Source organism: Mycobacterium sp. BMJ-28 (genome assembly GCF_054404835.1).
This window is the reverse complement of sequence record NZ_CM136783.1, coordinates 5902020-5927748: the sequence shown is the minus strand read 5'-3', so window position 1 is coordinate 5927748 and position 25729 is coordinate 5902020. Positions and strand designations below refer to the sequence as shown.

The following is a 25729-nucleotide window of genomic DNA, read 5'->3' as shown; positions in this document are numbered from 1 at the left end:
GTCCACCGCCACCGTACGCTGCCGCAGCTCAGTTACCCTTGGGCACTTCGTCGAAGCCGGGCTCACCGGCGTCGACGACCGAGTTGAACCGGTGCCGGGTGTGCAATCTGTGGCTGATCGCCTCGATCGCCTCGGCCGGAAGTTCAGTGACGTCGAAATTCTCGGCTATCCGGGCAGGGCTGACCGATGAGGTGAGGACGCCGGTGCCCCGTTGGATACCCCAGGCCAGCAGCACCTGCGCCGGCGTCTTGCGGTACTCCTGCGCAATCGAGACCACCATCGGATCGTCGAGCAACCGCGGCTCAACGGCGTGTCCGAGGGGTGCAAAAGCAAGCAGCGCAATCTCTTCGGACCGACAGTACTCGTGGAGTTCCCATTGCGGGTGGTACGGATGCGACTCGACCTCCACGACGGCGGGATTGATCCGGGCGGCGGCGACGCTCCGGCGTGTTCCCTCGACGCCGATGTCCGAGAGACCGATGGCGCGGGTCAATCCCGCGTCGACGAGCGCCTCCATCGCCGCCCAGGTTTCCTCCAGGGTGACGCCGTGGTCATAGACGACGGCACCGGACGTACCGCGAGGATCCTGATCATCTCCGGGGGCGAACGCAAACGGCGTGTGCATGAGGTATAGGTCGACCTGGGCAACGCCGAGCCTGCGCAGACTCGCCTCCAGCGCGGGCCGGACCCGCTCGGGCCGATGGTTGTTGTTCCACAGCTTGGTGGTGAGGAACAGGTCGTCGCGGCGCACCACCCCGGCCCTGAACGTGTCCGACAGCGCGGCGCCGACCTCGGCTTCGTTGCGGTAGCGCTCGGCGGCGTCGAGGTGCCGAAAGCCAGTCTCGACTGCGGTTCGGACCACCTCTCGGGTCTTCCGGCCGTCGGAGATCAACGTGCCGAATCCGAGGGCAGGCATCTCACCACCGTCGCGCAGCTTGATCCGTTGCTCGAAGAGATTCATTTCGATTCTCCTTCAATGTGTTTCACGGCTTGTTCGGTGGTCCACACCGCGCTGGCGAGAAAGCGGAAGTTCACCAGTGCCGCCAGGTACCCGTCGCCTTCGGGTAGTCGAGGACCGGCGGTCGCGTCCTTGACGACGGCGACCTCGAAGCCCTGCTCGATGAGTTCGCGCAGATGCCCCTCGACGCACAGGTTGGCGGCCATGCCGGCCAGAATCACCTGGCTGACCCCGCGTTTACGCAACTGGAGGACGAGGTCGTTGGATTCGGGCCCGACGATCTTGTGGGGCGAGGCGATGACGGTGCGCCCGTCGTGGATGTACGGGTGGTAGGCGGGCAGAAAGTCCGCACCCGACCCGGCGAATCCGTCGAGGTCGTAGGCGCCGGAGCGCTCGAACATGCCGACAGAACCCATGAACCGCTCCAGCGGATCGCCGAAGGTCCATTGCTTGTCGGTCGGGTAGAAATAGTGCGGCGACACGGCGACGGTGATGCCCGCCGATTTCGCGGCGCGCAGGAGTGCAGCGATGTGGGCGACGGTGCCGTTCTCTTCGATGCTTGCGCCGAATACCGCCCACGACACCCCGTCGGGACTGAGGAAATCGATCTGCGGATCGGTGATGACGAGCGCGGCGCACCGTAGATCGAGCGTGAATCCGGAGTCCGGCAAGGCGGTATCGACCGGCTCGGCCGATAGCGAGGGTTTGTTCATGGACCGTCCTTCGTCGCGGGATGTTCTCCACTAACATAGATGACCGGTCGTCTATAAACAAGGATCGACGGAGTGACGATGGCGACTCTGGATGGATCAGCCCAGCAGTGCCGTGAGGGTGACCGCTTCGAAACGGTCGTAAGGAACCCGGCTGCGAATGACCTTCCCGCGCAGCGCCGCTCCCTCCCAGGCCTCGATCAGCGCGGAGGCGAGTTCGTCGGCGTCGACCCCGGTCCGAATGCCCCCTTGCGCGCCCTGCCCCGACCGCACGCACGCCGCGAGTGCGTCGTCCCATCGCCGCAGAATCCGGTTGAGTTCGGTGCGGACGGGCTCGCTCGACCCGCCCAGTTCGAGTGACAAGTTGCCGACCAGGCAGCCGAGCAGGAAGTCCTGCGCCTCGTGATCGTCGGTGAGTGCCCGGAAGAATCGGATGACCCGCGTGCGTGCGGGCTCATCCGCCGCGAGGATCGGCAGCAGCCGCGCTTCGATATCGGACCAATAGTGATGCAGGATCGCTGCGCCGAATTCTTCTTTGCTGGGAAAATAGGCATAGAAGGAGCCTTTGGGTACCCCTGCGGTGTCGGTGATGTCTTTGACCCCGCTGGCGGCGAAACCCCGTGCGTGCACCAGGCGCAGGCCGGCATCGAGGAGGCGCTGACGCACCTCGGGATTCGCGGGGCGGGGCATGCCCGGATCATAGCCGACCGGTCATCTTAAAAGACCATGGCGGCGACGCACCTACTCACACGCACGTACGGGCGTCTGTGAGAACACCGTGACGGCTGCTTCACACGACGCGACATTTCGGCAATATCGACTACCTACCGTCGCGGGTATGCACTCAGCCAAGCATGTGGTCGTGGTCGGACACGGCATGGTCGGACACCGGTTCGTCGAAGCCCTGCGTTCCCGCGACGAGCACCACGAGTGGCGGGTCACCATCCTGTCCGAGGAAGCCGATGCGGCCTACGACCGTGTCGGGCTGACCGGCTACACCGAGCACTGGAACCGGGCGAACCTGGCGCTGCCCGGTAATGACTATGCAGGCGACAACGGCGTTGTCCTGCACCTCGGCTTGGCGGCCCGGGAGATCGACCGGGCCGCCAAGACCGTGACCGTCGCCGACGGCAGCGTGCTGGACTACGACGCGCTGGTCTTGGCCACCGGCTCATATGCCTTCGTGCCACCGGTGCCCGGCCACGACCTGCCGCAGGTACACGTGTACCGCACCCTCGACGATCTGGACGCCATCCGCGACGGCGCGAAGACCGCGATGGCCACCAACACGCCGGTCGGCGTGGTGATCGGTGGTGGCCTGCTCGGCCTGGAGGCGGCCAACGCCCTGCGCACGTTCGGCCTGAAGACCCACGTCCTGGAGATGTCCCCGCACTTGATGGCCAACCAGCTCGACGAGGCGGGCGGTGTGCTGCTGAGCCGGATGATCAAAGACCTGGGCATCGACGTGCACACCGCCGTGGCCACCGAGAGCATCGCGCCGGCGCAGCGGCACCGGCCCATCCGCAAATCCGCCGTCGACGACTCGGTGCGGCTGTCACTGAACGACGGCAGCACCATTGACGCCGGCGTGGTGGTTTTCGCCGCCGGTGTGCGCCCACGCGACGAGCTGGCCCGCGCCGCCGGCCTGGACATCGCCCAGCGTGGCGGCGTGCTGACCGATCTCTCCTGCGTCACAAGTGATCCCGACATCTACGCGATCGGTGAGGTGGCCGCCATCGAGGGCCGCTGCTACGGCCTGGTGGCCCCCGGCTACACCACCGCCGAGGTGGTGGCCGACCGGCTGCTCGGCGGCGCCGCCGAGTTCCCCGGTGCGGACATGTCCACCAAGCTCAAGCTGCTCGGCGTCGATGTCGCCAGTTTCGGTGATGCCCAAGGCCATACGCCGAACTGCCTGGAGGTCGTGGTCAACGACCCGGTGAAGCAGACCTACGCCAAGCTGGTGCTCTCCGATGACGCCAAGACGTTGCTCGGCGGCATCCTGGTCGGCGATGCCTCGGCCTACGGTGTGTTGCGGCCGATGGTGGCCAGCGAGCTGCCCGGTGACCCGCTGGCATTGATCGCACCGGTCTCCGACGGTGACGCACCCGCCCTCGGTGTCGGGGCACTGCCCGATATCGCCCAGATCTGCTCGTGCAACAACGTCACCAAGGGTGACCTGAAGGAAGCCATCTGCGGCGGCTGCACCGACGTCCCGGACCTGAAGAAGTGCACGCTGGCCGGCACCTCGTGCGGATCGTGTGTTCCGCTGCTCAAACAGCTGCTGGAGGCCGAGGGTGTCGAGCAGTCCAAGGCGCTGTGCGAACACTTCGGCCAGTCGCGCGCCGAGCTGTTCGAACTGATCGGCGCCACCGAGATCCGGACCTTCTCCGGCCTGATCGAGAAGTTCGGCACCGGAAAGGGTTGCGATATCTGCAAACCCACCGTCGCATCGATCCTGGCCTCGACCAGCTCGGATCATGTGCTCGACGGTGAGCAGGCCTCGCTGCAGGATTCCAACGACCACTTCCTGGCCAACATCCAGAAGAACGGCAGCTACTCGGTGGTGCCGAGGTCGCCGGGCGGGGAGATCACCCCCGAGCAACTGATCCTGATCGGTGAGATCGCAAGGGATTTCGATCTGTACACCAAGATCACCGGCGGACAGCGGATCGACATGTTCGGCGCCCGGGTGGATCAGCTGCCAGAGATCTGGCGGCGCCTGGTCGAAGGCGGGATGGAGTCCGGTCACGCGTACGGCAAATCGCTTCGTACCGTGAAGAGTTGCGTCGGCAGCACCTGGTGCCGGTACGGCCAGCAGGACTCGGTGAACATGGCCGTCGAGATCGAGAAGCGGTATCGGGGCCTGCGCGCGCCGCACAAGATCAAGATGGCGGTATCCGGCTGCGCCCGCGAATGCGCGGAGGCCCAGAGCAAGGACGTCGGCATCATCGCCACCGAAAGTGGCTGGAATCTCTACGTTTGCGGCAACGGCGGCATGTCGCCGCGGCACGCCCAGTTGCTCGCAGGCGACCTCGACGACGACACGCTGGTGCGCTACATCGACCGGTTCCTGATGTTCTACATCCGCACCGCCGACCGGCTACAGCGCACCGCGCCGTGGCTGGAGGCCATGGACGGTGGGCTGGATCACCTGCGCGACGTGGTGTGCAACGACTCACTGGGCTTGGCCGCCGAATTCGAGGCGGCCATGGAACGCCACGTCGCCGGCTACGCCTGCGAATGGAAGGGCGTGCTGGACGACCCGCAGAAGTTGTCGCGGTTCGTGTCGTTCGTCAACGCCCCCGATGTGGCGGACCCGACGATCGAGTTCACCCAGTCCTCCGGCCGCAAGGTACCGATCGGAATGCCCACGCTGCGTCCAGTACAGGAGAAGGCATGACGTTGCTCGATGACCGCAAAGACGTTGACTCCAAGGGAGATTGGGAATGGGTCGAAGCGTGCGCCTATGACCGGTTGCTGCCGTGCCGTGGTGTCGGGGTGCTGATGCCCGACGGGACCCAGGTGGCACTGTTCCGCCTGGACGACGGCTCGCTGCACGCCGTCGGCAATATCGATCCCTTTTCCGGGGCCGCGGTGATGTCTCGTGGCATCGTCGGTGACCGTGCCGGGCGGCCCTGCGTGCAGACGCCGATCAAGAAGCAGGCCTTCGCTTTTGACGACGGCACCTGCCTGGATGATCCAGAAGTGGCGCTGGCGGTGTTCCGGACCCGGGTTACGCCGGACGGTCTTGTGCAGATCGCTGCGTAGCGGCAGCGGCCCAGCACGCGTCCCGGCCCGGTCCGGGGCGCCGGACGACGTCTCCGCGGCGCTCGAGCACCGTGAGGTTGCGGTACACGGCCTCGATCACCGCGCTTTTGCCCTGTCGTTGTACGTAGTCCCGCAGCTGGGCGGTGGTCATCGTCTCATCGGTGTCTTGTAACGCCGTGAGCAGCCACTCCCGGAGCTGCGCCGTCCCCCATTGTGAAGCCATCGCAGGGATAGTAGCTGAGCGGCGCGGCGTAGCCCTAGTCGTGACGTTATGTCAACCTTACAGGTCGGGCACTTTTTGAAAAGTGCTGCGCGATTTGACAACTCCCCGCAAGCTGTCCTGTAGATGAACATCGGGTGGCCGGCTCGAGCACTTCGCTGTTCGTCGCTAGGATCGACCACGAGGTAGGGGAGGTGCCGGGCGGCATGAAGACGCGTTCGGGTGCGACGCTGTTGGGGGCGGCAGCGATATTCGGAGCTCTCGCGGCATTGTCGACGGCGGTCACCCTGGACGCCGTCGATCGCAATGGCACGCCGATCCCATGCGGTTACGGTCTCCGTCCCGACGTCGACGTCGCGGCCAAAGTGGACCGGCTCAACTTCGATCAGAACATTCTCGGCGGCCCGCAGTTCGAGACCAGCGACTACGCCGAGCAATGCGACGGTCTGATCGACACCCGACGCACCGTGGCGGCGTTCGTCGCTCTCGGCGGCGCCGCGCTGTTGGGGGTGGTGTCGGGAGCCCCGTACGTGGGCCGGTTACGCCGCGGCCGGAAGCCTGAGCACGCCGGCCCGGCGGAAGCGGCTGGCGATCAGGCGCACCATGCCCGGATGGATGCCGAGTGGATCGCCGACGATATCGGCGCCGGCGTCACGCAGCCGATCCTGGAAGAGCCCGTCGGCGAGCAGGTAGGAAGCGACCGCCACCCGTCGATCCGTGCGGTGGCGCGCAGCCTGGACCGCCTCGGCGACGGTGGGGGCCCCGGTAGCGGCGAAAGCAAGTTCTACGCGGTCTCCGGTCAGGGCCGATAGCATCGCGGCCGTCTTGCGCAGGTCCGACTGCGCACTGCGGTCCGACGTCCCCGCCGCCGCCAGGATCACCGAATCGCCTGGCCGCCAGCCTGATTCGAAGAGCCTGTCGGCCATCACCCGCACCGTGCCGTGACACGGTCCCAGCGGCTGGGTGACCGTCACCCGCCGATGCCGGCTGGCCGCCACATGCGCGGGCAGGTCGACCCGCACGTGGTACCCGCCGGCCAGGAAGGCCGGCACGACGACGGCCGGCTCGTCATCGGGCAACGAGTCGAGCACCTCGCGCGGGTTCGGTCCCAGCACGTCGACGAAGGCGACGTGCACCTCGCGATCCAGGACCGCAGCGACGCGCTGGGCCAGTTCACCGATCATGTTCACCCCGCCGGCCTTGCGGGTGCCGTGTGCCACCAGTACGTGTTTCATGCGCCCACCGGGAACTCGTCCACTGCCAGCCGATAGCCGCGTTTCACCACGGTTGCGACGATGTTCTTGTCGCCCAGCGCCGTTCGCAGCCGCAACACCGCCGTCTCGACGGCATGCGTGTCGGTGCCGCTGCCGGGCAGCGCGCTGAGCAGGTCGGTGCGCGATACCACCGCACCCGGCCGGTGGGCCAGCGCGCGGATGGTGGCCATGCTCGCCGGCGGGAGCTCCTTGACCACGTCGTCGACCAACACGCAGGTGCCGCGAATTTCCAGCACGTGCCCGGCCACCCCGATCCGGCGGGACTGCAGCAGCGGCAGCTCGTCGGTGATGTGGCGGGCCAGCGCGCCGAGGCGCATCCGCTCGGGCGCCGACGTCGGGACACCGAGGCGTACCAGCGGACGGGCGGTGACCGGGCCGACACACATCGCGTGCACGGTGGTGCGCATGGCGTGCAGCAGAGCATCCTCCACGCCGAGTTCGGACGCCCGCAACAGCATGGCCGCGACCGCGGGGGCCGAGGTGAAACTGACGGCATCGAAGCGCTGATCGGCGATGGCCATCACCAGCTGGTCGAACGTCCCGCCGCGGGGGGCGGGATGCCAGCGGTACACCCGGATGGGTACCACCTCGGCGCCGGCGGCCTCCAGTTCGTCGAGGAATTCCGGGAACGGATCCCACTCGTCGGTGGCGCCGTGCAACTGCACCGCGATCCGCATGCCGACGATGCCGCCCTCCAGCAGGTAGTGCAGAAGCTCGCGGGAGGACTCCGACTCCGGCGACCACTCCTCGGGCAGCCCGGCCGCACGCAGGGCACCGGTGGCTTTGGGGCCGCGGGACACGATGCGCGCCTTGGACAGGGCGACGGTCAGTTCATGGGCCAGACCCCAGCCGTCGGCCGCCGCGATCCAGCCGCGCAGCCCGATTCCCGTGGTGGCGATGACGATGTCCGGCGGCACCGTGATCAGGGCCTCGGTGTTGGCGCGCAGTTCGTCGTCATCGGGCAGCGGCACCATGGTGATGGCGGCCGCGCTGGTGACGTCCGCGCCGCGGCGGGTCAGCAGCGCGGCGAGTTCCTCTGACCGGCGGGCTGAGGTGACGGCAACCCGGAACCCGGTGAGCGGAGCCCAATCAGGTTCTGTCATGGCACCTGTGTATTCAGCGCATGTTTCGGGCCGGTTACCCGGCCGTTGCGCAGGTGTGTCGCCTCGGCAGGCGAGGGCTGGGGGCGGCGCATGCCGACCACGGTAAGAACGCTATGTTGCGCAATCGCTGCCGGGGATATCCCGGCCGTGAACTTCCGCTCACTCGGACCACGATACCCCTGTGAGGTTCGTGATCAGCGGTTTCACCACACGTCGCCGTCCCGCCAATCGCAGATCAGGCTACCGCCGGTATCCAGGTCCGCGGCCACCGGCCACACGTACACCGAGCCGTCGTCATCCGGGGTGCGGACGACCCCGGCCGGGCTCAACACCGACGTATCGCCCCGCCACTTGATCCAGCCCCGCGTGTCGTACAGGGTTTGGCCGGCGTCCGAGGAACTCAGCGCGCCCAATTGGTAGCCACCGCGCAGCACCTGTTCGAGCGCGTCCATGACGGCCCCGCCCAGCCCCTGCCCGCGCCAGTCCTCGCGCACGGCGACCGCTTCGACGTATCCACAGCGCAGTGCGCTGCCCTGGTGCAGCAGCCTGCGCTGGACCACGGCCCCGTGGGCGATGATCGCGCCGTGGTGGCAGACCAGTGCGTGCATGCCACCCAGGGCGTGCTCCCAGTCGGCATCGGTGAAATCGCCATCGAACGCGTCGAGCACCATCTGCCGGGCATCGACACGTGTCTCGCCGTCGAGATCGGCGGTATGGATCAGGCGTGCGGTGTGTACACCCACCCTGTCGTTCTACCAGCCGCGGCCGCTTCTGTGCGATTTCATCGGTGACATGCCGGGTGGGCCTTCACCCATCGCACAAATGCGGCCGCAAGCCGTCGAGACGCCTACTGCACCCGGCGGCGCGGGTGCGACCAGTGCAACCGGATGGTCTGGCCGGGCCGGGCCTGGCCGACTTTGTCCAGATCGGCGTCGGTGATCACACCGATCACCGGGTAGCCGCCGGTGACCGGATGATCGGGCCCCAGAATCACCGGGAAACCGTTCGGCGGCACCTGGATTGCGCCACGGGTGGCGCCCTCGCTGGGCAGCTGCCGGTCCGGCCAGCGGTACTCCAGAGGCATCCCGACCAGACGCATGCCGACCCGATCGCTGCGATTGGTGACCAGCCAGTTGGTCCGGATCAGGATGTCCGGGTCGACGAACCAGTCATCGCGCGGGCCGGGCACCACGTCCATCTCCAGGATGTCGGGTTCGATGGACGCCACCGGGGCCTGCTCCAGCTCGGGGAAGTCGGCGGTGTGCTCGCCGACCGGTAATAGATCACCGGGACACAGCGGGGCCGGGCCGATCGCGGACATCACGTCGTAACTGCGCGAGCCGAGCACCGGGGCCACGTCGATACCGCCGCGTACCGCAAGGTAACTGCGCAGCCCGGAGTGCGGGGCGCCCAGCGAGATCACCTCACCGTCGTGGGCGTAGTGGATGCTGTTGGTGCCGAACGGCTTTCCGTTGACCGAAGGGTCGGTGTCGGCGCCGGTCACGGCGATCGCGACATCGCCGCCGTGCACCCGCGCGGAGAATCCGCCGAAGGTGACCTCGACGGTGGCGGACTCACCGGGGTTGGCCACCAGCCGGTTGGCCAGCGTGTGGGCCCGCCGGTCGGCGGCACCCGAGCGGGTGACGCCCATGTGGGCCAGGCCGGGCCGGCCAAGGTCCTCCACCAGGGCCAGTGGCCCGGTACGCAGAACTTCCAGCGTGACGGTCATCATGCCTCCTGGAATCGAACGGTCATGCCGGGTACCAGCAGCGCGGGCTGGTCGCGGTGGATATCCCACATGACGGCGTCGGTGCGGCCGATCAGTTGCCATCCACCGGGGGTCTCGCGCGGATAGACGCCGCTGAATTCACCCGCCAGGCCCACCGCGCCGGCTGGGACGCGGGTCCGTGGCTCCGAACGGCGCGGCACGTGCAGGCGCGGGTCGCCACCGGTCAGATAGGCGAAACCCGGTGCGAATCCACCGAATCCGACCTGCCACAGGCTGCCGGTGTGGGCGGCGATCACCTGTGCGGCACTCAGCCCGGTGAGGTCGGCCACCTCGTCCAAATCCGCGCCGTCGTAGACGACGTCGATCACCACGTCGGGTCCCGCCGATGGTTCGGTGCCGACCTGGCCGGGCCGCAGCTTGGCCAGCCGTTGCCGGGTCGGGGCCAGATAGCGGGGGGCGGCCAGCTTCAGCAGGATGGTGCGGGAAGCGGGAACGATGTCGACGACCCCGAGCAGGTCGGCGTGGCGGATGGCAGCGGCCCAGGCCAATACCTCGGCGGTGCTGCCGAACTCGAGGAGCAGGGCCTGATCCCCGTATTCACGAACGGTGCTGAGCACCGGCGACTCCGTTGTGACTGTCATCTGCCAACGCTACCGCCGAGTAACCTCGATTTGCGGTGCTCTATGAGCTTTGCCAGAGGAGCCTTAAGGGCTGTTTAGGCAGCCAGTGCGTAGGTGGGTTCGTGGCGCTTCACGTACGCGATCACCCGGTAGGTGATCGGCAGCATGACCACCTCGACCGCGGTCTTGTAGATCCAGCCGAGTGCGGTGTAGACGGCGAGATCCTTGAAGGTGGTGATGCCGATGGCGCCGGCGGCGATGGTGCAGAACACCAGGGTGTCACCGAGCTGCCCGGCGAACGTCGACCCGACCAGCCGCGCCCACAGGTGCTTCTCCTTGGTGCGCTCCTTGATGGCCACCACGACCCAGGCGTTGATGGTCTGCCCGACGATGAAGCCGGCCAGTCCCGCGATGATCAGCTGGGTGTAGGCGTGCACGACGTTCTCCAGGTGGGCCTGGTTCTCGTAGAAATCCGCAGCCGGTAGATAGAGCGTCACCCAGAACATGACGGCGGCCAGCACGTTCATCAGGAAACCCAGCAGGATGGCCTTGCGGGCGGCCTTGAATCCGTACACCTCCGACAACACGTCACCGATGACGTAGGTCAACGGGAAGACGATGAAGCCACCGTCGGTGAGGATGGGCCCGAACGCCACGCCCTTGGTGGCGGTGACGTTGGAGATGATGACCAGCGCGGTGAACACCGCAACGAAGATCGGATAGTAGGCCGAGCCGATCTGCGCGAAACGGGTCGGTTCACGGTCCTCGGTGCTGGTCACCCGGACATCTTGTCAGGCCGTTCCGGTGCGCCCTGTGTTAGCCCACCGCGGCCGCCAGCAGCGCCGGCAGCCGATCGGCGACGACGGGCAGTGACAACGGCGACGAGAAGGCGATGGCGGCGGCCAGTTCGGGATCGGTGAACACATTGTGCTTTTTGCGTGTGGCGATCTCAGGGTCGGCCAGCAGCGCATCCCGAGCTGCATCGCTGTCGGTGGTCCACAGCAGGACGTCGGTGCCCCCGAGCTCGGCCCCGAATTTGTCGCGGGCAATCGGTGTCTGTACCGCGGGCACCGTGAAGCCGAGCTCGGTGAGGAAATCGCTGCGCCAGCCGGAGCTGACGACGATGTGGTCGTCGCTGAGCGCGCCCTCGAGAAGCACCGCCGTGCGGCCGGTGAACGCAGCGTGGTTCTTGGCGGCGGCGGTGAACTTGTTGTCCACGTCGGTGACGAGTTGGGTCATCTCGTCGTGTTTGAACACCGCCTGCCCGATGGTGGCCGCCTGGTCCTTCCACGATTCGAAGAAGGCGTCCTGCCCGGACTGCGCGACCGTCGGGGCGATCCCGGACAGTTTGGTGTAGGTGTCCTGATCCAGGCCGGCGTTGGTGGCGACGATCAGGTCCGGTTTGAGCGCGGCGATGGCGTCCGTGTCGACGCCGTCGGCCAGGTTTAACACCGTGGGCTGGGCCGCGCCGAGTTTGGCGGTGGCCCAAGGCCATACGCCGAACGGCTGGGCGCCGAACCAGTCCGTCACCGCGATGGGCACCACGCCCACCGCCAGCAGGAAGTCCTGGTCGTTGAGGCCCGCGCTGACCACCCGGGTGGGCTGGGCGGGGATCTTGGTTTCGCCGAACGCGTGCTTGACGGTCACCGAGCCGTCTTTGGCAACCGTGCCGGGCTTCTGCTGACCGCAGGCGGCCAGCAGTGTCACCCCCGCGGTCATCGCCAGGAAGCCGCGCCGGGACAGGTGTGTCGGCACGTTGCGAGAGTAGCCAATTGCGCTGGTCGCGTCTGCGTGGGAGGCGACAAATCCGATCAGGGGGTCAGCGCGAGACCGAGTGTGCGGCGCGCGGCCGCATCGTCACCGTCGATGTGCGAATCGGCAAACAGGTCGAGGCGTTTCCACAGCCCCAGGTACAGGGCGTGGGCATCGGCGGTGACGGTGGCGACGGGCTCGCCGTCACCGAGGGTCCAGGTATCCCCGGTGTCGGCGGCGACGAAGCGCACAGTTTCGGTCGCCGGCGCGGTGCGCTCCAGCCGCAGCTGGCGCGGGTAGAACATCGACACCACCTCGCCTACGCCGTCGGCGGCGAAGGCCGCGTCGAAGGCAGGCGTCGTGCCGAAGACGGATTCCAGATCGACACGGTGGATGGCATGTTCGTGGGCTTGGCGACGGATCCACCAGCCGGCCGTTCGGGGCGGTGGTCCGAAGTTCCAGCAGGGTTCCTCGGGGGCGACGGCACGGACCGCGGTGAGGAAGTCGGGAATGCCGTCGATGAAATCGGCGACGGCCGACGGGCCGGCCTCCGGCGTGGCCTGCGGTTCACGGCCGCGCAGGACCGATCGCACCCAGGTCTGCACCACCCACAGGTGGCCCAGCAGATCGGTGACCGTCCACCCGGGGCAGGTCGGTACCTGCCGGTCCAGATCGGGTCCGCCGGCCAGTGCCACCGACTGGATGGCGATCACGTCGTTTTGCAGCTGGCCCAGCAGCAGGTGGTTGTCCATCCGGGCAGATTACGGCGGGGGGAGTCCTCGCAGCAGCACGGCCAGGCCGAACTCGAACGCCTCCTCGGCGCGGCCCGCCATGTGGTCACCGGTGGCCAATGCCGCCGCGAACTCCGGTCCGACGTCCGGACTGGACCCCCACGGCGTGGCGGGGGCGGCCGCGTCCAGCGCCGAACCGAGCACGAAGTTGTCGATGAGCGTGATGATGTGCAGGGTGGCGGCCGGCCCGTACCCCGCCCTGGTCAGTGTCTGGGCCAGGGCGTTGTACATCTGCACGGCGTGCCGGCTGCTCACCGGATACGCCGTCATCAGTGGGATCAACCGCGGGTAGCGGGCGTAGCTGCGCCGGTAGGACCGCATGATGTCGGCGACCACCTCGGCCCACGGACCGTCCAGCGTGGGCAGTTCGACCTCGCTCATCATCGCCTCGCGAAGCAACTCGACGATCTGCTCACGCCCGGCGATGTGGTTGTACAGCGAGGATGGACTGACCTTCAGCTTGCGGGCCAGGTCCGGGATGGTGAATCCGCCGCTGGCGTTCACCAGATCCATTGCCGCGCGGGCGATGCGGTCGGTGGACAAGATCGGCACCGAAGGTCGGCCCATCGCAAAACCTCCCGATTTCTCCGTACCACTTGCGCAGACGTGGCTTCCATCACACAATAAACGAAACCAATTCGTTTTAGGGGATCGACATGCAGACCTTGACCGCAGGCGCACCCGAGCCGCTGTCGCGCACCACCGCCTCCGATCGGCCCCCGTTGCGGGTCGCGCTCGTCCAGCACCACTGGCGCGACGACACGGCCGAACTGGCCAAGGTGCTGCGCGACGGCATCGACCGGGCCGCGGGCGAGGGTGCCCGTGCGGTCTTCCTGCCCGAGATCACCCTGCTGCGCTATCCCGCCGACACCAAGGCCGGCCCGAACCCTGGAGCTGACGCCGAGGAGCTCACCGAGGGACCGACGTTCGCCCTGGCCGCCGAGGCCGCGCGCGACAACGGGATCTTCGTGCACGCCTCGCTCTACGAAAAGTCGCCCGCCGCAGATGGTTTGGGATTCAACACGGCAATCCTGGTGTCGCCGTCGGGAGAATTGGTCGGGCGCACCCGCAAGATGCACATCCCGATCTCGGCCGGCTACTACGAGGACACCTACTTTCGTCCGGGTCCCGCCGAGGACGCGTATCCGGTCTATGCGCCCGAGGGCCTCGGAGCGCGGCTGGGCATGCCGACCTGCTGGGATGAGTGGTTCCCCGAGGTGGCCCGGAACTACTCACTCGGCGGCGCCGAGATCGTGGTCTACCCGACGGCCATCGGTTCGGAACCGGTATTCCCGGCGTTCGACACCCAGCCGCTGTGGCAGCAGGTGATCGTGGCCAACGGCATCAACAGCGGGCTGTTCATGGTGGTGCCCAACCGCACCGGCAACGAGGGTGCGCTGTCCTTCTACGGCTCGTCGTTCATCTCCGACCCGTACGGCCGGGTGCTGGTGCAGGCGCCGCGCGACGAAGAGGCCGTCCTGGTCGCCGACCTCGATCTGGACCAGCGCCGGGACTGGCTGGAGCTCTTCCCGTTCCTACTGACCCGCCGCCCCGAGAGCTACCACGGCCTGACCGCACCCGTGGATGTCGACCGCCCGTACGGTGCGGGCCACGCCGCGACAGCCGTGGTCAAGTGACCACGTATGTGATGCCCGCCGAGGCCGCCCCACAGGACCGGGTGTGGATGGCGTTCCCCTCAGCCGGGTATTCGCTGGGTGACACCGAAGCCGAACACCACGAGGCCCGTTCCACCTGGGCGGCCGTCGCGCATGCCATCGCCGAGTTCGAACCGGTCACCATGCTGGTCGATCCCGCCGAACTGGACGTGGCCAAACACTATGTATCCCAAGACATCCAGGTTGTCGAGGCGCCGCTCAACGACGCCTGGATGCGGGATATCGGGCCGACGTTCGTGCACGCGGCGGACGGCTCGGTGGCCGCGGTGGACTGGGTGTTCAACGGTTGGGGTGCGCAGGATTGGGCACGCTGGGACCGGGACGAGAAGATCGGTGTCACCGTCGCCGAACTGGCCGGGGTGCCCATCGTGAATTCGAAGTTGGTCAACGAGGGCGGCGGCATCCAGGTGGACGGGCGCGGCACGGTGCTGGTGACCGAGACCGTCCAACTCGACCCGGGCCGCAATCCCGGACTGGACAAGGCGGACGTCGAGGCCGAACTGGCCCGCACCATCGGTGCCGGCGACGTGGTCTGGTTGCCGCGTGGGCTCACCCGCGACTCGCAGCGTTTCGGTACCAGGGGACACGTCGACATCGTCGCCGCCATCACCTCGCCGGGCCGGTTGCTGTTGCACACCCAGACCGCCGACGAGCACCCGGACACCCTGGTTTCCAAGGAGATCCGTGGCGCATTGGAGGATCGCTTCGAGATCGTCGACATGCCGGCGCCGGACACCCTCACCGACGCAGAGGGTTACGTCGACTACAGCTACATCAACCACCTGGTGGTCAATGGCGGGGTGATCGCCTGCAGCTTCGGCGACGCGCGCGATGCCGACGCCGCAGCCATCCTGGCCGAACAGTACCCGGGGCGCACCGTGGTGAGCGTCGACGCGCGGCCGTTGTTCGAGCGGGGCGGCGGTATCCACTGCATCACACAGCAGCAGCCGTCCCCGATAACCCTGCGCGCGTAGGTGTCCGGGCGTAGTGTGCCCGACGTGGCGACACTTTTTGACAACGGAACCATCTGGACCGGAACCGGGATCACCGACGCCCTGCTCGTCGCCGATGGTGTCGTGGTGGCGCTGGGATCGCAGGCCCGTGCGGCGCAGGCTGCCGAAATCGTGGATCTCAACGGTGGATTCCTCATGCCGTCCTTCGGTGACGGGCACGCCCACCCGTTGTACGGCGGGCTGGAATCGGCCGGCCCGCAGGTCCGATCCTGCGGCTCGGTCGACGAAATCGTGGCCGAAGTGGCAAGATTCGCCGCCGACAACCCAGACCAGGAATGGATCGCCGGCGCGTCGTATGACGGCAGCCTGGTTCCCGGCGGCCTGTTCGACGCGCGCTGGCTCGACGCCGCCGTACCGGACCGTCCGGTGGTGCTGCGGGCCTGGGACTACCACACGTTCTGGGTGAATTCTGTTGCCCTGCAACGGGCCGGTATTACCGACGACACCCCCGACCCCGTACTCGGTGAGATCCCGCGCCGCGATGACGGGACGGTGCTGGGCACCCTGCGGGAGTGGGGTGCCACCGACCTGGTGAGCACCGTCATGCCGGCCCAGGACGAGGCCGTGCGCATTGCGGCGCTGGGCACTGCCGCCGACTACTTCCTGGCCCGCGGTGTGACCTGGGTGCAGGACGCGTGGGTGGAGCCCGCCGACGTGGACACCTACCTCGCCGCCGCGCGCCAGGGTGCCCTGCGGTTGCGGTTCAACCTCGCGTTCTACGCCGACCCGCGCCATTTCGATTCCCAGATCACGCAATACGCCGCCGCCCGGGAGCGGGTGCGGCAGGCCGACTCGCCTTTTCTGACGGCCAATACGGTGAAGTTCTTCGCCGACGGAGTGGTGGAGAACGAGACCGGCGCGCTGCTGGCTCCGTACTGCTCGGGCCTGCACAGTCACGGAGGGCTGGGGGCACCTCCCGCTTGCGGGGGAGAGCGCAGCGACCCGGGAAATAGTTTCGGAATGCAGCTGTGGGAAGGTGATTCGCTGGCCGAAGCCGCACGCCGGGTCGATGAGCTGGGATTCCAGATCCACATCCATGCCATCGGCGACGCCGCGGTGCGCCAGGCGCTGGACGCCGTCGAGTACGTCGCGGCGCACAACGGTCCGCGGGACCGGCGCCCCGTCATCGCGCACGCCCAACTCGTCGATGACGCCGACATCGACCGGTTCGCCGCGCTCGGCGTCATCGCCAACATGCAGCCATTGTGGGCGCAGATGGATGCCCTGATGACGGTGCTGACCATCCCCAGGCTGGGTGCCGAGCGTTCGGACAAGCAATACCGTATGCGTACGCTCGAAACATCAGGAGCGGCACTGGCATTCGGCTCGGATTGGCCGGTATCCTCGGGAGCGCCGCTGGACGGGATCGCGGTCGCGGTATCTCGCCGCACCGCCGAGGGACAACCCGACGGGGGCTGGACTCCCGAGGAGATCGTGCCCATCGAGCAGGCATTGTCGTCCTACACCGCCGCGGTGGCACACCAGGCCTTCGCCGAGACGGCGTGGGGCCGCATCGCGCCGGGCGCCGGCGCCGACCTGGTCTGGTTGGAGGGCGATCCCCTCAGCACCGCCGCGCTGGACCTTCCCGGATTGCGGGTGCGGGCCACCTATCTGCAGGGCCGGCGGGTCTACGCAGCCGAACAGTGAAAGGCTCCAACATGTCTGAGACGATCGCGGAAACCGAAGGCAACCTGAAACGGGTGCTGGGGCTGCCCTCGCTGGTGCTGTTCGGTCTGGTGTACATGGTGCCGCTGACGGTGTTCACCACCTACGGCATCGTCACCGAGACCACCGGCGGCCGGTTGTCGGTGGCTTACCTGGTCACGTTGGCGGCCATGGTGTTCACCGCCCGCTCGTACGCGCGGATGGCCACCGCATACCCGGTCGCGGGATCGGCGTACACCTACACCCAGAAGTCGTTCGGCGCGCCGATCGGGTTCCTGGCCGGGTGGTCGCTGCTGCTGGACTATCTGTTCCTGCCGATGCTGAACTACCTCGTCATCGGCATCTATCTCAATGCGGCGATTCCGGCCATCCCGGCGTGGCTCATCGTCATCGTCACCATCGCGATCGTGACGGTGCTCAACATCATCGGCATCGTGTCGGTGGACCGGGCCAACTTCCTGATCATCGGGATCCAGGCGATTTTCATCGTGGTGTTCATCGTGATGGCCTCCATCGCGGTCTCGCATGCCGGCACGGTCGACGTGATGGCCCCGTTGCGGGGCGACGGATCGGCCGGCGGGTTCGACCCGATCCTGGCCGGTGCAGCCATCCTGTGCCTGTCGTTCCTCGGTTTCGACGCGGTGTCAACACTTTCCGAGGAGGCCAAGGATCCCAAGCGCAGCGTCCCGCGGGCCATCATGATCGCGACGGTCGCCTCGGGCCTGATCTTCATCGTCCTGTCCTACGTGTCGCAGTTGGTGTACCCGTCCAACCAATTCGCCGACGTCGACTCCGGTTCGTTGGAGGTGATGACGACGGCCGGTGGCCAGTTTCTGAACTCCTTCTTCACCGCCGCCTATGTCGCCGGCGCCCTCGGATCGGCAATCACCTCGCAGGCGTCGGTGGCGCGGATCCTCTACGCAATGGGCCGCGACGGCATTCTGCCGCGCAAGGTGTTCGGTCACGTCTCGGTGCGCTTCAGTACGCCGGTTTACGCCATCGGATTCGTGTCGGTCATCTCGCTGGCCGCCGTCTTCGTCGACTTGGCGCTGCTGGCGTCGGTGGTGAGTTTCGGTGCGCTGGTGGCGTTCTCGGTGGTGAACCTGTCGGTGATCAAGCACTATTTCGTCGATCTGAAACAACGCCAGGGCGTCAAGTTGCTGGACAGCCTGGTGCTGCCGTTGATCGGTTTCGTGTTGACGCTGTGGCTGTGGACCAGCCTGTCGGGTACGGCGCTGGTTGTCGGCTTGATCTGGCTGGCGATCGGCTTCGTCTGGCTGCTGGCCGTTACCCGCGGATTCTCCCGGCCGACGCCGACGCTGGTTATCGAGGAGTAAGACGGTGAATCACCGCGCGTCCCATTCCGAGGCTGACATGCCGACCGCCGGCTACGGGGATTCAGTAGCCGGCGGCGGAGTCTGGACGGGCGATCAGACCAGGGTGACGGTGACGGGGATGTTGCCCCGGGTGGCCTTGGAGTAGGGGCATACCTCGTGGGCGGCGTCGATGATCTTCTGGGCGACCTCGCGGTCGACGCCGGGGATGGCGACGTTCAGGCGGGCCTGCAGGGAAAAGGCGCCGTCGGTGTTGACGAGGTCGACTTCGGCGTCCACCGCCGTGTCGGTGGGCAGTTTCACGTCGTGTTGACCGGCGACCAGTCCCATGGCGCTGAGGTAGCACGCCGACCAGCCGGCGGCGAAGAGCTGCTCGGGGTTGGTGCCGGTACCGGTGGCGCCGGGCGGAGTGAGCTGGATGTCGAGGTTACCGTCCGAGCTGTAGGACTCGCCGGAGCGGCCGCCGGTGGTGTGGGTCTGGGCGGTGTACAGGACGGACATTGAAGACTCCTCGGCTCGGTGAACGTTGTACATGGCAGAACGGACACGATCGGTCGATCATTCCCGTCCGATTAAATCGGATCCGAGTAATTTTCGGTAGGCTGAAGTGATGACACGGGACGTCCCGAAGCTGGCCGACTTCATGTGCTTCGCGGTCTACTCGGCCAACCTCGCCTATGGCCGCGCGTACAAACCGATCCTGGACAAGCTGGGCGTCACGTACACCCAGTACATCGCCATCGTGGCGCTGTGGGAGGAAGACCACCAGACGGTCGGCCGGCTGGGCGAGAAACTCTTCCTGGAGTCCAACACCCTCACCCCGATCCTCAAGAAACTCGAGTCGGTGGGGCTCGTCACCCGGGTCCGCGATCAGCGCGACGAACGCCAGGTGGTGGTCAGTCTGACCGACGCGGGCCGGGAGTTGCGCGAGACGGGGGTGGAGATGGATCTGGTCGCCGCGACCGGCCTGTCCCTGGATGAGCTGCGCACCTTGCAACGCGGGGTGGCGACCGTGCGGGACAATCTGCGCCGGCATGTTCGAGAATCCGGCTCGTCGCCATCGAGCTGAATGCCCGCCGTCCTACGGCTGCAGACACACCTTCAGGTGTTCACCCGACCTGGACATGGCGGCCGCGTATCCGTCCACCGCGGCATCCAACGGCATTGTGGTGGTGAAGATTCCGCTGACGTCCAGACGGCCGGCTTGTAGCAGCGGGATGAGCTCGGGCCAGGTCTGCTGCACCGGGGCGGTGGTCAGCCGGATCGTCAGGCTGCGGATCAGGCAGGCCAGCGCAGGCAGCGGGTAGGGCGCCAGATCGTGGACGCCGACGATCGACACCGTCCCGCCGGTGCGCACGGTGTCCAGCGCGTCGTTGATCGAGGTGTCGGTGCCGACGGCGTCGATCACCGAGTCCGCGCCCAGGCCGTTGGTCAGTTCGCGCACCGGCTGACCTGCCGGCGGGGCGATCGGCACTGCGCCCCGCGACGCCGCCCGCTCACGTCGTGCCGGTACCGGGTCGACGGCGAAAACCGTTGCCGCACCGAGGGTGAAGGCACTCAGAAGCGCGCACATGCCGACGGCCCCCAGTCCGATCACCGCGACGGTGCCGCCGATCGGGATGTCGGCCCGTTTGGCCGCGGCCCAGCCGGTCGCCAGATTGTCGGTGAGTAGCAGTGCTTGCTCGGTGTCGATTCCTTCCGGAATGGCCAGCAATTGGAAGTCCGCGGCCGGTACGGCGAGCAGTTCGGACTGGGCACCGCCGAGCGCCCCGGAGCCGAAGATCAGCGGTCCGCCGAGACAGCGGATCGGATCTCGGGTCGCGCATCCTGCGCAATACCCGCATCCGGCCACCGAGGACACCAGTACCCGGTCGCCCACCTTGAATCCGCATACCTCCGAGCCGATTTCCACGACCTCGCCGGCCGCCTCGTGCCCGAGCGCGACAGGTTCGGCGATGGGGTAGTGGCCCTCCAAGAAATGCAGGTCGGATCCGCAGATGCCGGTCGCGCTCACCTGCACGATGGCGCCGTCCGGCGCCGGTAGCACCGGGTCCGGACGATCCGCGACGCTGATGTGGCCTGAACTGTCGACAATGACCGCACGCATGCTCATGCCTCCTGGAAGTCAGCCCAGATGGGTTCGTCGATGGCAGAGCGGTATTCGGACAATCGCCACGGGCTGACGGTGTGGATCTCGCCGTCGGCGTTCTTGAAGTACGAGTGGGTGACCGACGGGTGTGCCCACACCGTCTTGCCGATCGCCTCCTGGGACTTGGCATGCCAGGCCGCGGTGGGCTCGGGCAGCGGTTCCATCGATCGCAGGCCCGAGGTGATGAGGCGCTCGAGGCATTGGTTGATATAGCGCATCTGCAACTCGGAGTTCATGATGAGGCTGCCACCGTGTGCCAGGTGGGTACCGGGACCGTAGGTCATGAAGAAGTTGGGGAAGCCGGGCACGGTGATCCCGCGGTAGGCGAAGGGTCGGGTGCCCCATCGGGTGTGCAGGTCGGCGCCGTCGCGGCCGGTGATACTCATCGGAAATAGTACGTCGGTGGCCCGAAAACCGGTGGCGTACACGATGATATCGACGTCGTGGTGAGTGCCGTCGGTGGTGCGAACCCCGGTCGGGGAAATGCTCTCGATCGGGGTGCGGACCAGCTCCACGTTGTCGCGTTTGAGAGTGGACAACCAGCTGCCGTTGTCCTGCAGGGTGCGCTTGCCGGTGGCGGGATAGTCGGGCAGGACCTTGGCGAGCAGATCGGGATCATCACCGACCTGGGTGGTGATCCAGTCGGTGAACATGATCCGTGCGATGGCGTTGATCTCGCTGACCGCGTTGCCCTGGTCGGCATAGTCCGGGTCGACACGCGCGGCATCGAGCCCCTTGTCCGCGCCCGGCCACAGCAGTAGGAATCGGTACCAGCGGCCGTAGTACGGCAGGTGTTCCATGGCCCACCGGGCGCCATCGGGCACCCGGTCGTGATACATCGGGTTGGGGAACATCCACTGCGCGGTGCGCTGGAACACCGTCAGGTGTTCCACCTTGTCCGCGATGGCCGGAGCGATCTGAAAGCCACTGGCGCCGGCGCCGATCAGGGCGACGCGCTTACCGGTGACGTCGACGTCGTGGTCCCACTTCGCCGAGTGGAACGACGGCCCGGTGAACGTGTCAGCGCCCGGGAAGTCGGGGATCTGCGGGCGGTTGAGTTGGCCGACGGCGGTGATGATCGCGTTGGCGGTGAAGGTCCCGTTGTCGGTATCGACCGTCCAGAGGTCACCGTCCCAGTTGACGGAACGCACCTCGGTGTTGAACCGGATATGCGGTCGCAGGTCGTGGCGCTCCACCACATCTTGGAAGTACTGCCGCAATTCGGGCTGTTCGGCAAAGAAGTGGTCCCAATGATTGCTGGGTTCGAAGCTGTAACAGTAGAAATGGTTGGCCACGTCGACGCGGGCGCCGGGATAGCTGTTCTCCCACCAGGTTCCGCCCGGCCCGGCGTTCTTCTCCACGATGGTGAACCCGATACCGGCCTGTTTGAGCCGGACACCGGCCAGCACGCCGGATTCCCCGCAGCCGATGACGAGCACATGAAAGTCCTCCGCGCCGGTCAGTGCCCGGGGCCGCCGGGGATCGACGCCGTCGAGGTCGAGTTCTTCCAGCACCAGCGGCACATTGTCCTCGTCCACCGGTTCGCAGGCCGCCCAGTCCAGCATTTCCCTGACCAGGTCGGGCGCGAGTGGGTCGGGAACCGGGCACCCGCGGTCGCGGTAGTCGGCGATCAGCGGCAGTGCGATCGCCCGTGCCCGTGCCTTGTCCTCTTCGCTCATGAAGCCCTGCACTTCGTTGAGGAACAGCCCGGCCTGCTTGAAGTCCCGGATGTAGGACGGGTCGCCGGTCAGGTGCACGAGTGACAACAGCAGCGTGGGAATGCTGACGTCCTCCAGGGCCGCGGCGATCTCGGCGTCCGGGGTGTCAAACGGCTGTCCGGCGTGGAAGCTGCGCGTCACGGACAGTTACGCTACGTGGCGTAGCGTTATCGGGCAAGGGTGCGTTCGGCGCTGTAGGTTCTCAAAATAGGTGGCGACCTTCTCACAGGAATGGCGACTCGATGGCGAATTCGCCAAAAAGATGAGAAAGTACGTAGCCCGGCTAAGCTACTGTTGCGATTGAATTGTCACGTTCGATCACGCCTATCCGGCGAAGGTGACAAACTGAAGCTGCGGTGCAGCTATGTCCGACTTGGTCAGTGTTGATGTGGACTCCGCGGCCATCGCATACCGGCCAGCGGTAGGGGAAGAACGCTGTGTTCCGGCTCTGAAGGCGTCACCCACGTCTTTGTTCCGGGCGAAGCCGTGGCGCACATTCAGCTGGTACTACGGCCAGCGGCACTACTCGGGAACGTATTGGGCGAGTACCGAGCGTGACCATGTCATCTATGAATCGCGGCTAGAGCTCGCCAACCTCATCCTGGCTGATTTCGATGCAGCGGTGCATCACATCGTTGCGCAGCCATTCAAGTTGATCGTCGAAATCGATGGTCATCAACATTGGCACGTTCCCGACTACTTGTTTGAGAGCCAGCTTGGGCCGGTGGTGGTCGATGTGGTGCGGGCCGAGCGGATGGACCATCCGCGCATCGTCAGATTGTGCGGGTGGACGAAGGTAGTCGTCGAGTCGCTCGGCTGGTCATACAAGGTGGTCAACGAACCCGGCGTCGTACGTATGGTCAACGTGAGGTTCCTTGCCGGCTATCGACGTGAATGGCTTGTCGACCAGGACATTTTATCCGAGCTCCGTTGCAGGCGAGAAGAACTCGTCGGACACCCCATCGTGCGGGCTGAAGCGGTGTTGGTGGGTCGGTCGCGCCCGTTGGCCCGCGCGGCGTTGCTTGGCATGTTGTGGCGCCACGAGTTCCACGCCGATCTCGACCGCCGTCTTGACGGAACCACAGTATTGGAGCCGGGACTATGAAACAGGCTGGTGTACGCGTAGGAGTCGGCACACGGTTCGTCTACGACGGGGAGCTGTCTGAAGTTGTTGAGATGCACCTCGTTGCGGGTGTGTCTGAGGTTGTGGCGAAGCAGTTGCGGACGAACTCGGTTCGCCGGTTCACTCTCACTGAGCTGATGTTCTCTGACCGGTCGTGTGTGTTCACCGACGGTCTCGACGTCGACATCTGTGCAAGTGCTGACATTCCTACTGCAGTGAGGTGGTCGGCGGTATCGGAGTCGGCTCGACGGGAAGCGCAGGGCCGAGCTGCGCACGTACGAGAAGTATTGACCGGGTACCGATCTGGCGCCGCAGCTACGGGGTTAGCGCACGAGCCTCGCGGCGCTTACGTGTCGGCCGTGCCGAAACTAGAACGAATGGCGGCGAAAGCGAACGAACTCGGCATTGGGCGACGAACAGTTGAGCGTTGGGTCAGCCGCTATGAAGCAGAGGGCGAAGTCGGGCTGCTGCCATCAAAGGCGTCACAATCCATCTGTGGCAGCGCCCGATTTGCGCTCTTCGAGCAGACAGCATCCGACATCATGCGTGAACACACCGATGTATCGACGCCCACAAGGGATTTCATCATCAATCACACGCGGGCGAGGATAGAAGCCACTTATGGCAATGGTGTGGTCAAGTTGCCATCGCAGGCGACTGCTTACCGAATCCTGTCCCAACTCGAACAAATGCAGCCGCTGTTCTCCAAAAGCACTAAACGGGTGCGTGACGTCGCCGCTCGATCCACACGACCCTACGGCGCGTTGCTTCCTTCGCGGCCGGGTGAATATCTGCTGATGGATACCACCCCTCTGGATGTGTTTGCGATGGATCCTCAGACTCTGCAGTGGGTAGGTGTGGAACTCACTGTCGCGATGGATTGGTATTCGCGTTGCATTGTGGGTTTGGCGCTGACGCCGACGACGAAAGCCGTCGACGTCGCAGCGGTCCTTTATCAAGCATTCCGTCCCCCGCTGGCCGCCACCGACTGGCCGGCGGAGGCCGTCTGGCCACCGCACGGCGTCCCGCGCTCGGTGCTGGTGGAGGTTCAAGCGCTACATGAGGACAGCGTCATGGCGGCCACGCCCGCATTGATGCCCGAGACTCTGGTCGTCGATCATGCAAAAGTCTATGTCTCTGAACAAGTGACTAGCACCTGCCGACAGTTGGGCATTTCGATTCAGCCGGCCCGCGTCCGCACTGGGCGCGACAAGGGCCCGGTCGAACGGTTCTTCCGGACCGTCCGTCAAAGCTTTCTGCAAGAACTCCCCGGCTACAAAGGGCCAGATGTCTCCTCACGCGGTCTGGACCCCGAGCGTGACGCCTTCTTCTTCCTCGACGAGTTGGAAGCACTGTTACGTGAATGGGTTGCCTGCGTGTACCACCGACGCGCGCACGACGGCGTCGGTGAGGTTGGGCTGTGGAAGTTGAAGATGTCTCCAGCCCAGATGTTCGAACACGGGATAGCGCGTGCCGGATACATCGAAGTTCCACGAGACGCCAATCTCGCTTACGGCTTCCTCAAGGTGCAGTGGCGGACAATTCAGCACTACGGAATAGAAATCGACGGCCGCGTCTACCGAGGCCCATGGCTCACCGGCTACGCCGCAGGCGAAAAGAGTAATTTCACGGAGCACAACGGACAGTGGCCTTTTCATGTCGACCCCAACGATATTCGCTACATCTACTTTTACGACCTCAAAAACACCCGTGAATGGCAGGCGCTGACGTGGAAACTAGCCCCCATGTGCGATGGACCGTTCACCGAGGACGGACTGCACTTCGCACGCCAAGAGGTGAAGAAAAAGCATCGGTACTTCGATGACAAACTGGCCCTGACTGAGCTGCTGGAGCGCCGTCACCTCAGTCAAGGGCTCACCATGACTGAACGACGCGCCGCGCTGCGCGTAGCCCGGCAACAATCTGGCCTGTCCATCGACATTCACCGCGCAGTACGCGTACCGGAGCTGCCTACCTCACAACGCATCGTCGGAACGGCGACGACAGACGATATCGACACCGACACCGACACTTCCGCTTTCGCAGATGAACTCGATGAGGCCCCCGACGTCGACGACGGATGCTTCTACGAAGGACTGTTGGAGGACCTGTGAGCACCACGCGAG

General features: G+C 66.1%; 25 protein-coding genes. 9 read left to right on the top strand and 16 right to left on the bottom strand.

Translation table 11 applies throughout. From position 1 onward, the window contains the following. Nucleotides 1-28: 28 nt before the first annotated feature. From ACXPWS_RS29405 to ACXPWS_RS29395, 3 genes are all read right to left on the bottom strand, one after another. Nucleotides 29-961, bottom strand: a complete 933-nt coding sequence (locus tag ACXPWS_RS29405) for an aldo/keto reductase (RefSeq protein WP_458710028.1) — start codon at nt 959-961, stop codon at nt 29-31. Further along, the gene (locus tag ACXPWS_RS29400) at nt 958-1671 is read right to left on the bottom strand and encodes a cysteine hydrolase family protein (protein ID WP_458710027.1); all 714 of its coding nucleotides are present in this window, start codon (nt 1669-1671) and stop codon (nt 958-960) included. The genes ACXPWS_RS29405 and ACXPWS_RS29400 overlap by 4 nt, the downstream gene beginning before the upstream one ends. 96 nt (nt 1672-1767) lie before the next feature. Continuing rightward, nucleotides 1768-2358: a TetR/AcrR family transcriptional regulator gene (locus tag ACXPWS_RS29395; protein ID WP_458710026.1), complete on the bottom strand. Its 591-nt coding sequence runs from the start codon at nt 2356-2358 to the stop codon at nt 1768-1770. Nucleotides 2359-2506: 148 nt separating this feature from the next. Here ACXPWS_RS29395 and nirB point away from each other — a divergent pair, with 148 nt between their 5' ends. Further along, the gene (gene nirB, locus ACXPWS_RS29390) at nt 2507-5068 is read left to right on the top strand and encodes a nitrite reductase large subunit NirB (protein WP_458710025.1); all 2562 of its coding nucleotides are present in this window, start codon (nt 2507-2509) and stop codon (nt 5066-5068) included. After that, nucleotides 5065-5436, top strand: coding sequence for a nitrite reductase small subunit NirD (gene nirD / locus ACXPWS_RS29385; protein ID WP_458710024.1), 372 nt, complete (start codon nt 5065-5067; stop codon nt 5434-5436). Before nirB ends, nirD begins: the two co-directional genes overlap by 4 nt. On the opposite strand, the gene ACXPWS_RS29380 is transcribed toward nirD, so the two are convergent. From ACXPWS_RS29380 to ACXPWS_RS29335, 10 genes are all read right to left on the bottom strand, one after another. After that, entirely contained in the window at nt 5402-5659 is a 258-nt protein-coding gene (locus ACXPWS_RS29380) for a Fur family transcriptional regulator (protein ID WP_458710023.1), read from the bottom strand. The two genes, nirD and ACXPWS_RS29380, sit on opposite strands and share 35 nt — an antisense overlap. Nucleotides 5660-6195: 536 nt before the next feature. Further along, complete coding sequence (locus tag ACXPWS_RS29375; RefSeq protein WP_458710022.1) at nt 6196-6891, bottom strand: sirohydrochlorin chelatase; 696 nt, start codon at nt 6889-6891, stop codon at nt 6196-6198. Further along, entirely contained in the window at nt 6888-8033 is a 1146-nt protein-coding gene (locus ACXPWS_RS29370) for a uroporphyrinogen-III synthase (protein WP_458710021.1), read from the bottom strand. The genes ACXPWS_RS29375 and ACXPWS_RS29370 overlap by 4 nt, the downstream gene beginning before the upstream one ends. A gap of 203 nt (nt 8034-8236) precedes the next feature. Next, on the bottom strand, nt 8237-8776 hold the full coding sequence (locus ACXPWS_RS29365; RefSeq protein WP_458710020.1) for a GNAT family N-acetyltransferase: 540 nt from the start codon (nt 8774-8776) through the stop codon (nt 8237-8239). A 104-nt stretch (nt 8777-8880) separates the two neighbouring features. Beyond that, nucleotides 8881-9762, bottom strand: a complete 882-nt coding sequence (locus ACXPWS_RS29360) for a 5-oxoprolinase/urea amidolyase family protein (RefSeq protein ID WP_458710019.1) — start codon at nt 9760-9762, stop codon at nt 8881-8883. Then, nucleotides 9762-10403 carry a 5-oxoprolinase subunit B family protein gene (locus tag ACXPWS_RS29355; protein ID WP_458710018.1) on the bottom strand — a complete coding sequence of 214 codons (642 nt, stop codon included), beginning with the start codon at nt 10401-10403 and terminating at the stop codon, nt 9762-9764. The genes ACXPWS_RS29360 and ACXPWS_RS29355 overlap by 1 nt, the downstream gene beginning before the upstream one ends. Before the next feature lie 74 nt (nt 10404-10477). Further along, nucleotides 10478-11161 carry a queuosine precursor transporter gene (locus ACXPWS_RS29350; protein WP_458710017.1) on the bottom strand — a complete coding sequence of 228 codons (684 nt, stop codon included), beginning with the start codon at nt 11159-11161 and terminating at the stop codon, nt 10478-10480. A 37-nt stretch (nt 11162-11198) separates the two neighbouring features. Beyond that, nucleotides 11199-12137 (bottom strand): ABC transporter substrate-binding protein, encoded by a 939-nt coding sequence (locus ACXPWS_RS29345; RefSeq protein ID WP_458710016.1) that lies wholly within the window; start codon nt 12135-12137, stop codon nt 11199-11201. Between the two features lie 56 nt (nt 12138-12193). Further along, entirely contained in the window at nt 12194-12886 is a 693-nt protein-coding gene (locus tag ACXPWS_RS29340) for a maleylpyruvate isomerase family mycothiol-dependent enzyme (protein WP_458710015.1), read from the bottom strand. 9 nt (nt 12887-12895) lie between these two features. Then, on the bottom strand, nt 12896-13492 hold the full coding sequence (locus tag ACXPWS_RS29335) for a TetR/AcrR family transcriptional regulator C-terminal domain-containing protein (protein WP_458710014.1): 597 nt from the start codon (nt 13490-13492) through the stop codon (nt 12896-12898). An 89-nt stretch (nt 13493-13581) separates the two neighbouring features. On the opposite strand from ACXPWS_RS29335, the gene ACXPWS_RS29330 reads away from it, so the two are divergent. Genes ACXPWS_RS29330 through ACXPWS_RS29315 form a run of 4 tightly spaced genes read left to right on the top strand, consistent with a single transcriptional unit; the run spans nt 13582 to nt 18616 of the window. Further along, a complete protein-coding gene (locus ACXPWS_RS29330; protein ID WP_458710013.1) occupies nt 13582-14562 on the top strand; it encodes a nitrilase-related carbon-nitrogen hydrolase in 981 nt (326 codons plus the stop codon). Between the two features lie 11 nt (nt 14563-14573). Next, nucleotides 14574-15575 (top strand): agmatine deiminase family protein, encoded by a 1002-nt coding sequence (locus ACXPWS_RS29325; protein WP_458713738.1) that lies wholly within the window; start codon nt 14574-14576, stop codon nt 15573-15575. A 24-nt stretch (nt 15576-15599) separates the two neighbouring features. Further along, entirely contained in the window at nt 15600-17261 is a 1662-nt protein-coding gene (locus ACXPWS_RS29320) for an amidohydrolase (protein ID WP_458710012.1), read from the top strand. A gap of 11 nt (nt 17262-17272) precedes the next feature. Further along, complete coding sequence (locus ACXPWS_RS29315) at nt 17273-18616, top strand: APC family permease (RefSeq protein ID WP_458710011.1); 1344 nt, start codon at nt 17273-17275, stop codon at nt 18614-18616. A gap of 93 nt (nt 18617-18709) precedes the next feature. Here ACXPWS_RS29315 and ACXPWS_RS29310 read toward each other — a convergent pair whose 3' ends face one another. After that, nucleotides 18710-19114 (bottom strand): organic hydroperoxide resistance protein, encoded by a 405-nt coding sequence (locus ACXPWS_RS29310; protein ID WP_458710010.1) that lies wholly within the window; start codon nt 19112-19114, stop codon nt 18710-18712. 109 nt (nt 19115-19223) lie between these two features. On the opposite strand from ACXPWS_RS29310, the gene ACXPWS_RS29305 reads away from it, so the two are divergent. Then, nucleotides 19224-19682 (top strand): MarR family winged helix-turn-helix transcriptional regulator, encoded by a 459-nt coding sequence (locus tag ACXPWS_RS29305; RefSeq protein WP_458710009.1) that lies wholly within the window; start codon nt 19224-19226, stop codon nt 19680-19682. Between the two features lie 12 nt (nt 19683-19694). On the opposite strand, the gene ACXPWS_RS29300 is transcribed toward ACXPWS_RS29305, so the two are convergent. Beyond that, nucleotides 19695-20720, bottom strand: coding sequence for an alcohol dehydrogenase catalytic domain-containing protein (locus tag ACXPWS_RS29300; protein WP_458710008.1), 1026 nt, complete (start codon nt 20718-20720; stop codon nt 19695-19697). 2 nt (nt 20721-20722) lie between these two features. Then, complete coding sequence (locus ACXPWS_RS29295; RefSeq protein ID WP_458710007.1) at nt 20723-22621, bottom strand: flavin-containing monooxygenase; 1899 nt, start codon at nt 22619-22621, stop codon at nt 20723-20725. A gap of 223 nt (nt 22622-22844) precedes the next feature. On the opposite strand from ACXPWS_RS29295, the gene ACXPWS_RS29290 reads away from it, so the two are divergent. Both ACXPWS_RS29290 and ACXPWS_RS29285 read left to right on the top strand, forming a co-directional pair. Continuing rightward, complete coding sequence (locus ACXPWS_RS29290) at nt 22845-23585, top strand: TnsA-like heteromeric transposase endonuclease subunit (RefSeq protein WP_458710006.1); 741 nt, start codon at nt 22845-22847, stop codon at nt 23583-23585. After that, on the top strand, nt 23582-25717 hold the full coding sequence (locus tag ACXPWS_RS29285; RefSeq protein ID WP_458710005.1) for a helix-turn-helix domain-containing protein: 2136 nt from the start codon (nt 23582-23584) through the stop codon (nt 25715-25717). The genes ACXPWS_RS29290 and ACXPWS_RS29285 overlap by 4 nt, the downstream gene beginning before the upstream one ends. The last annotated feature ends 12 nt before the right edge of the window (nt 25718-25729 follow it).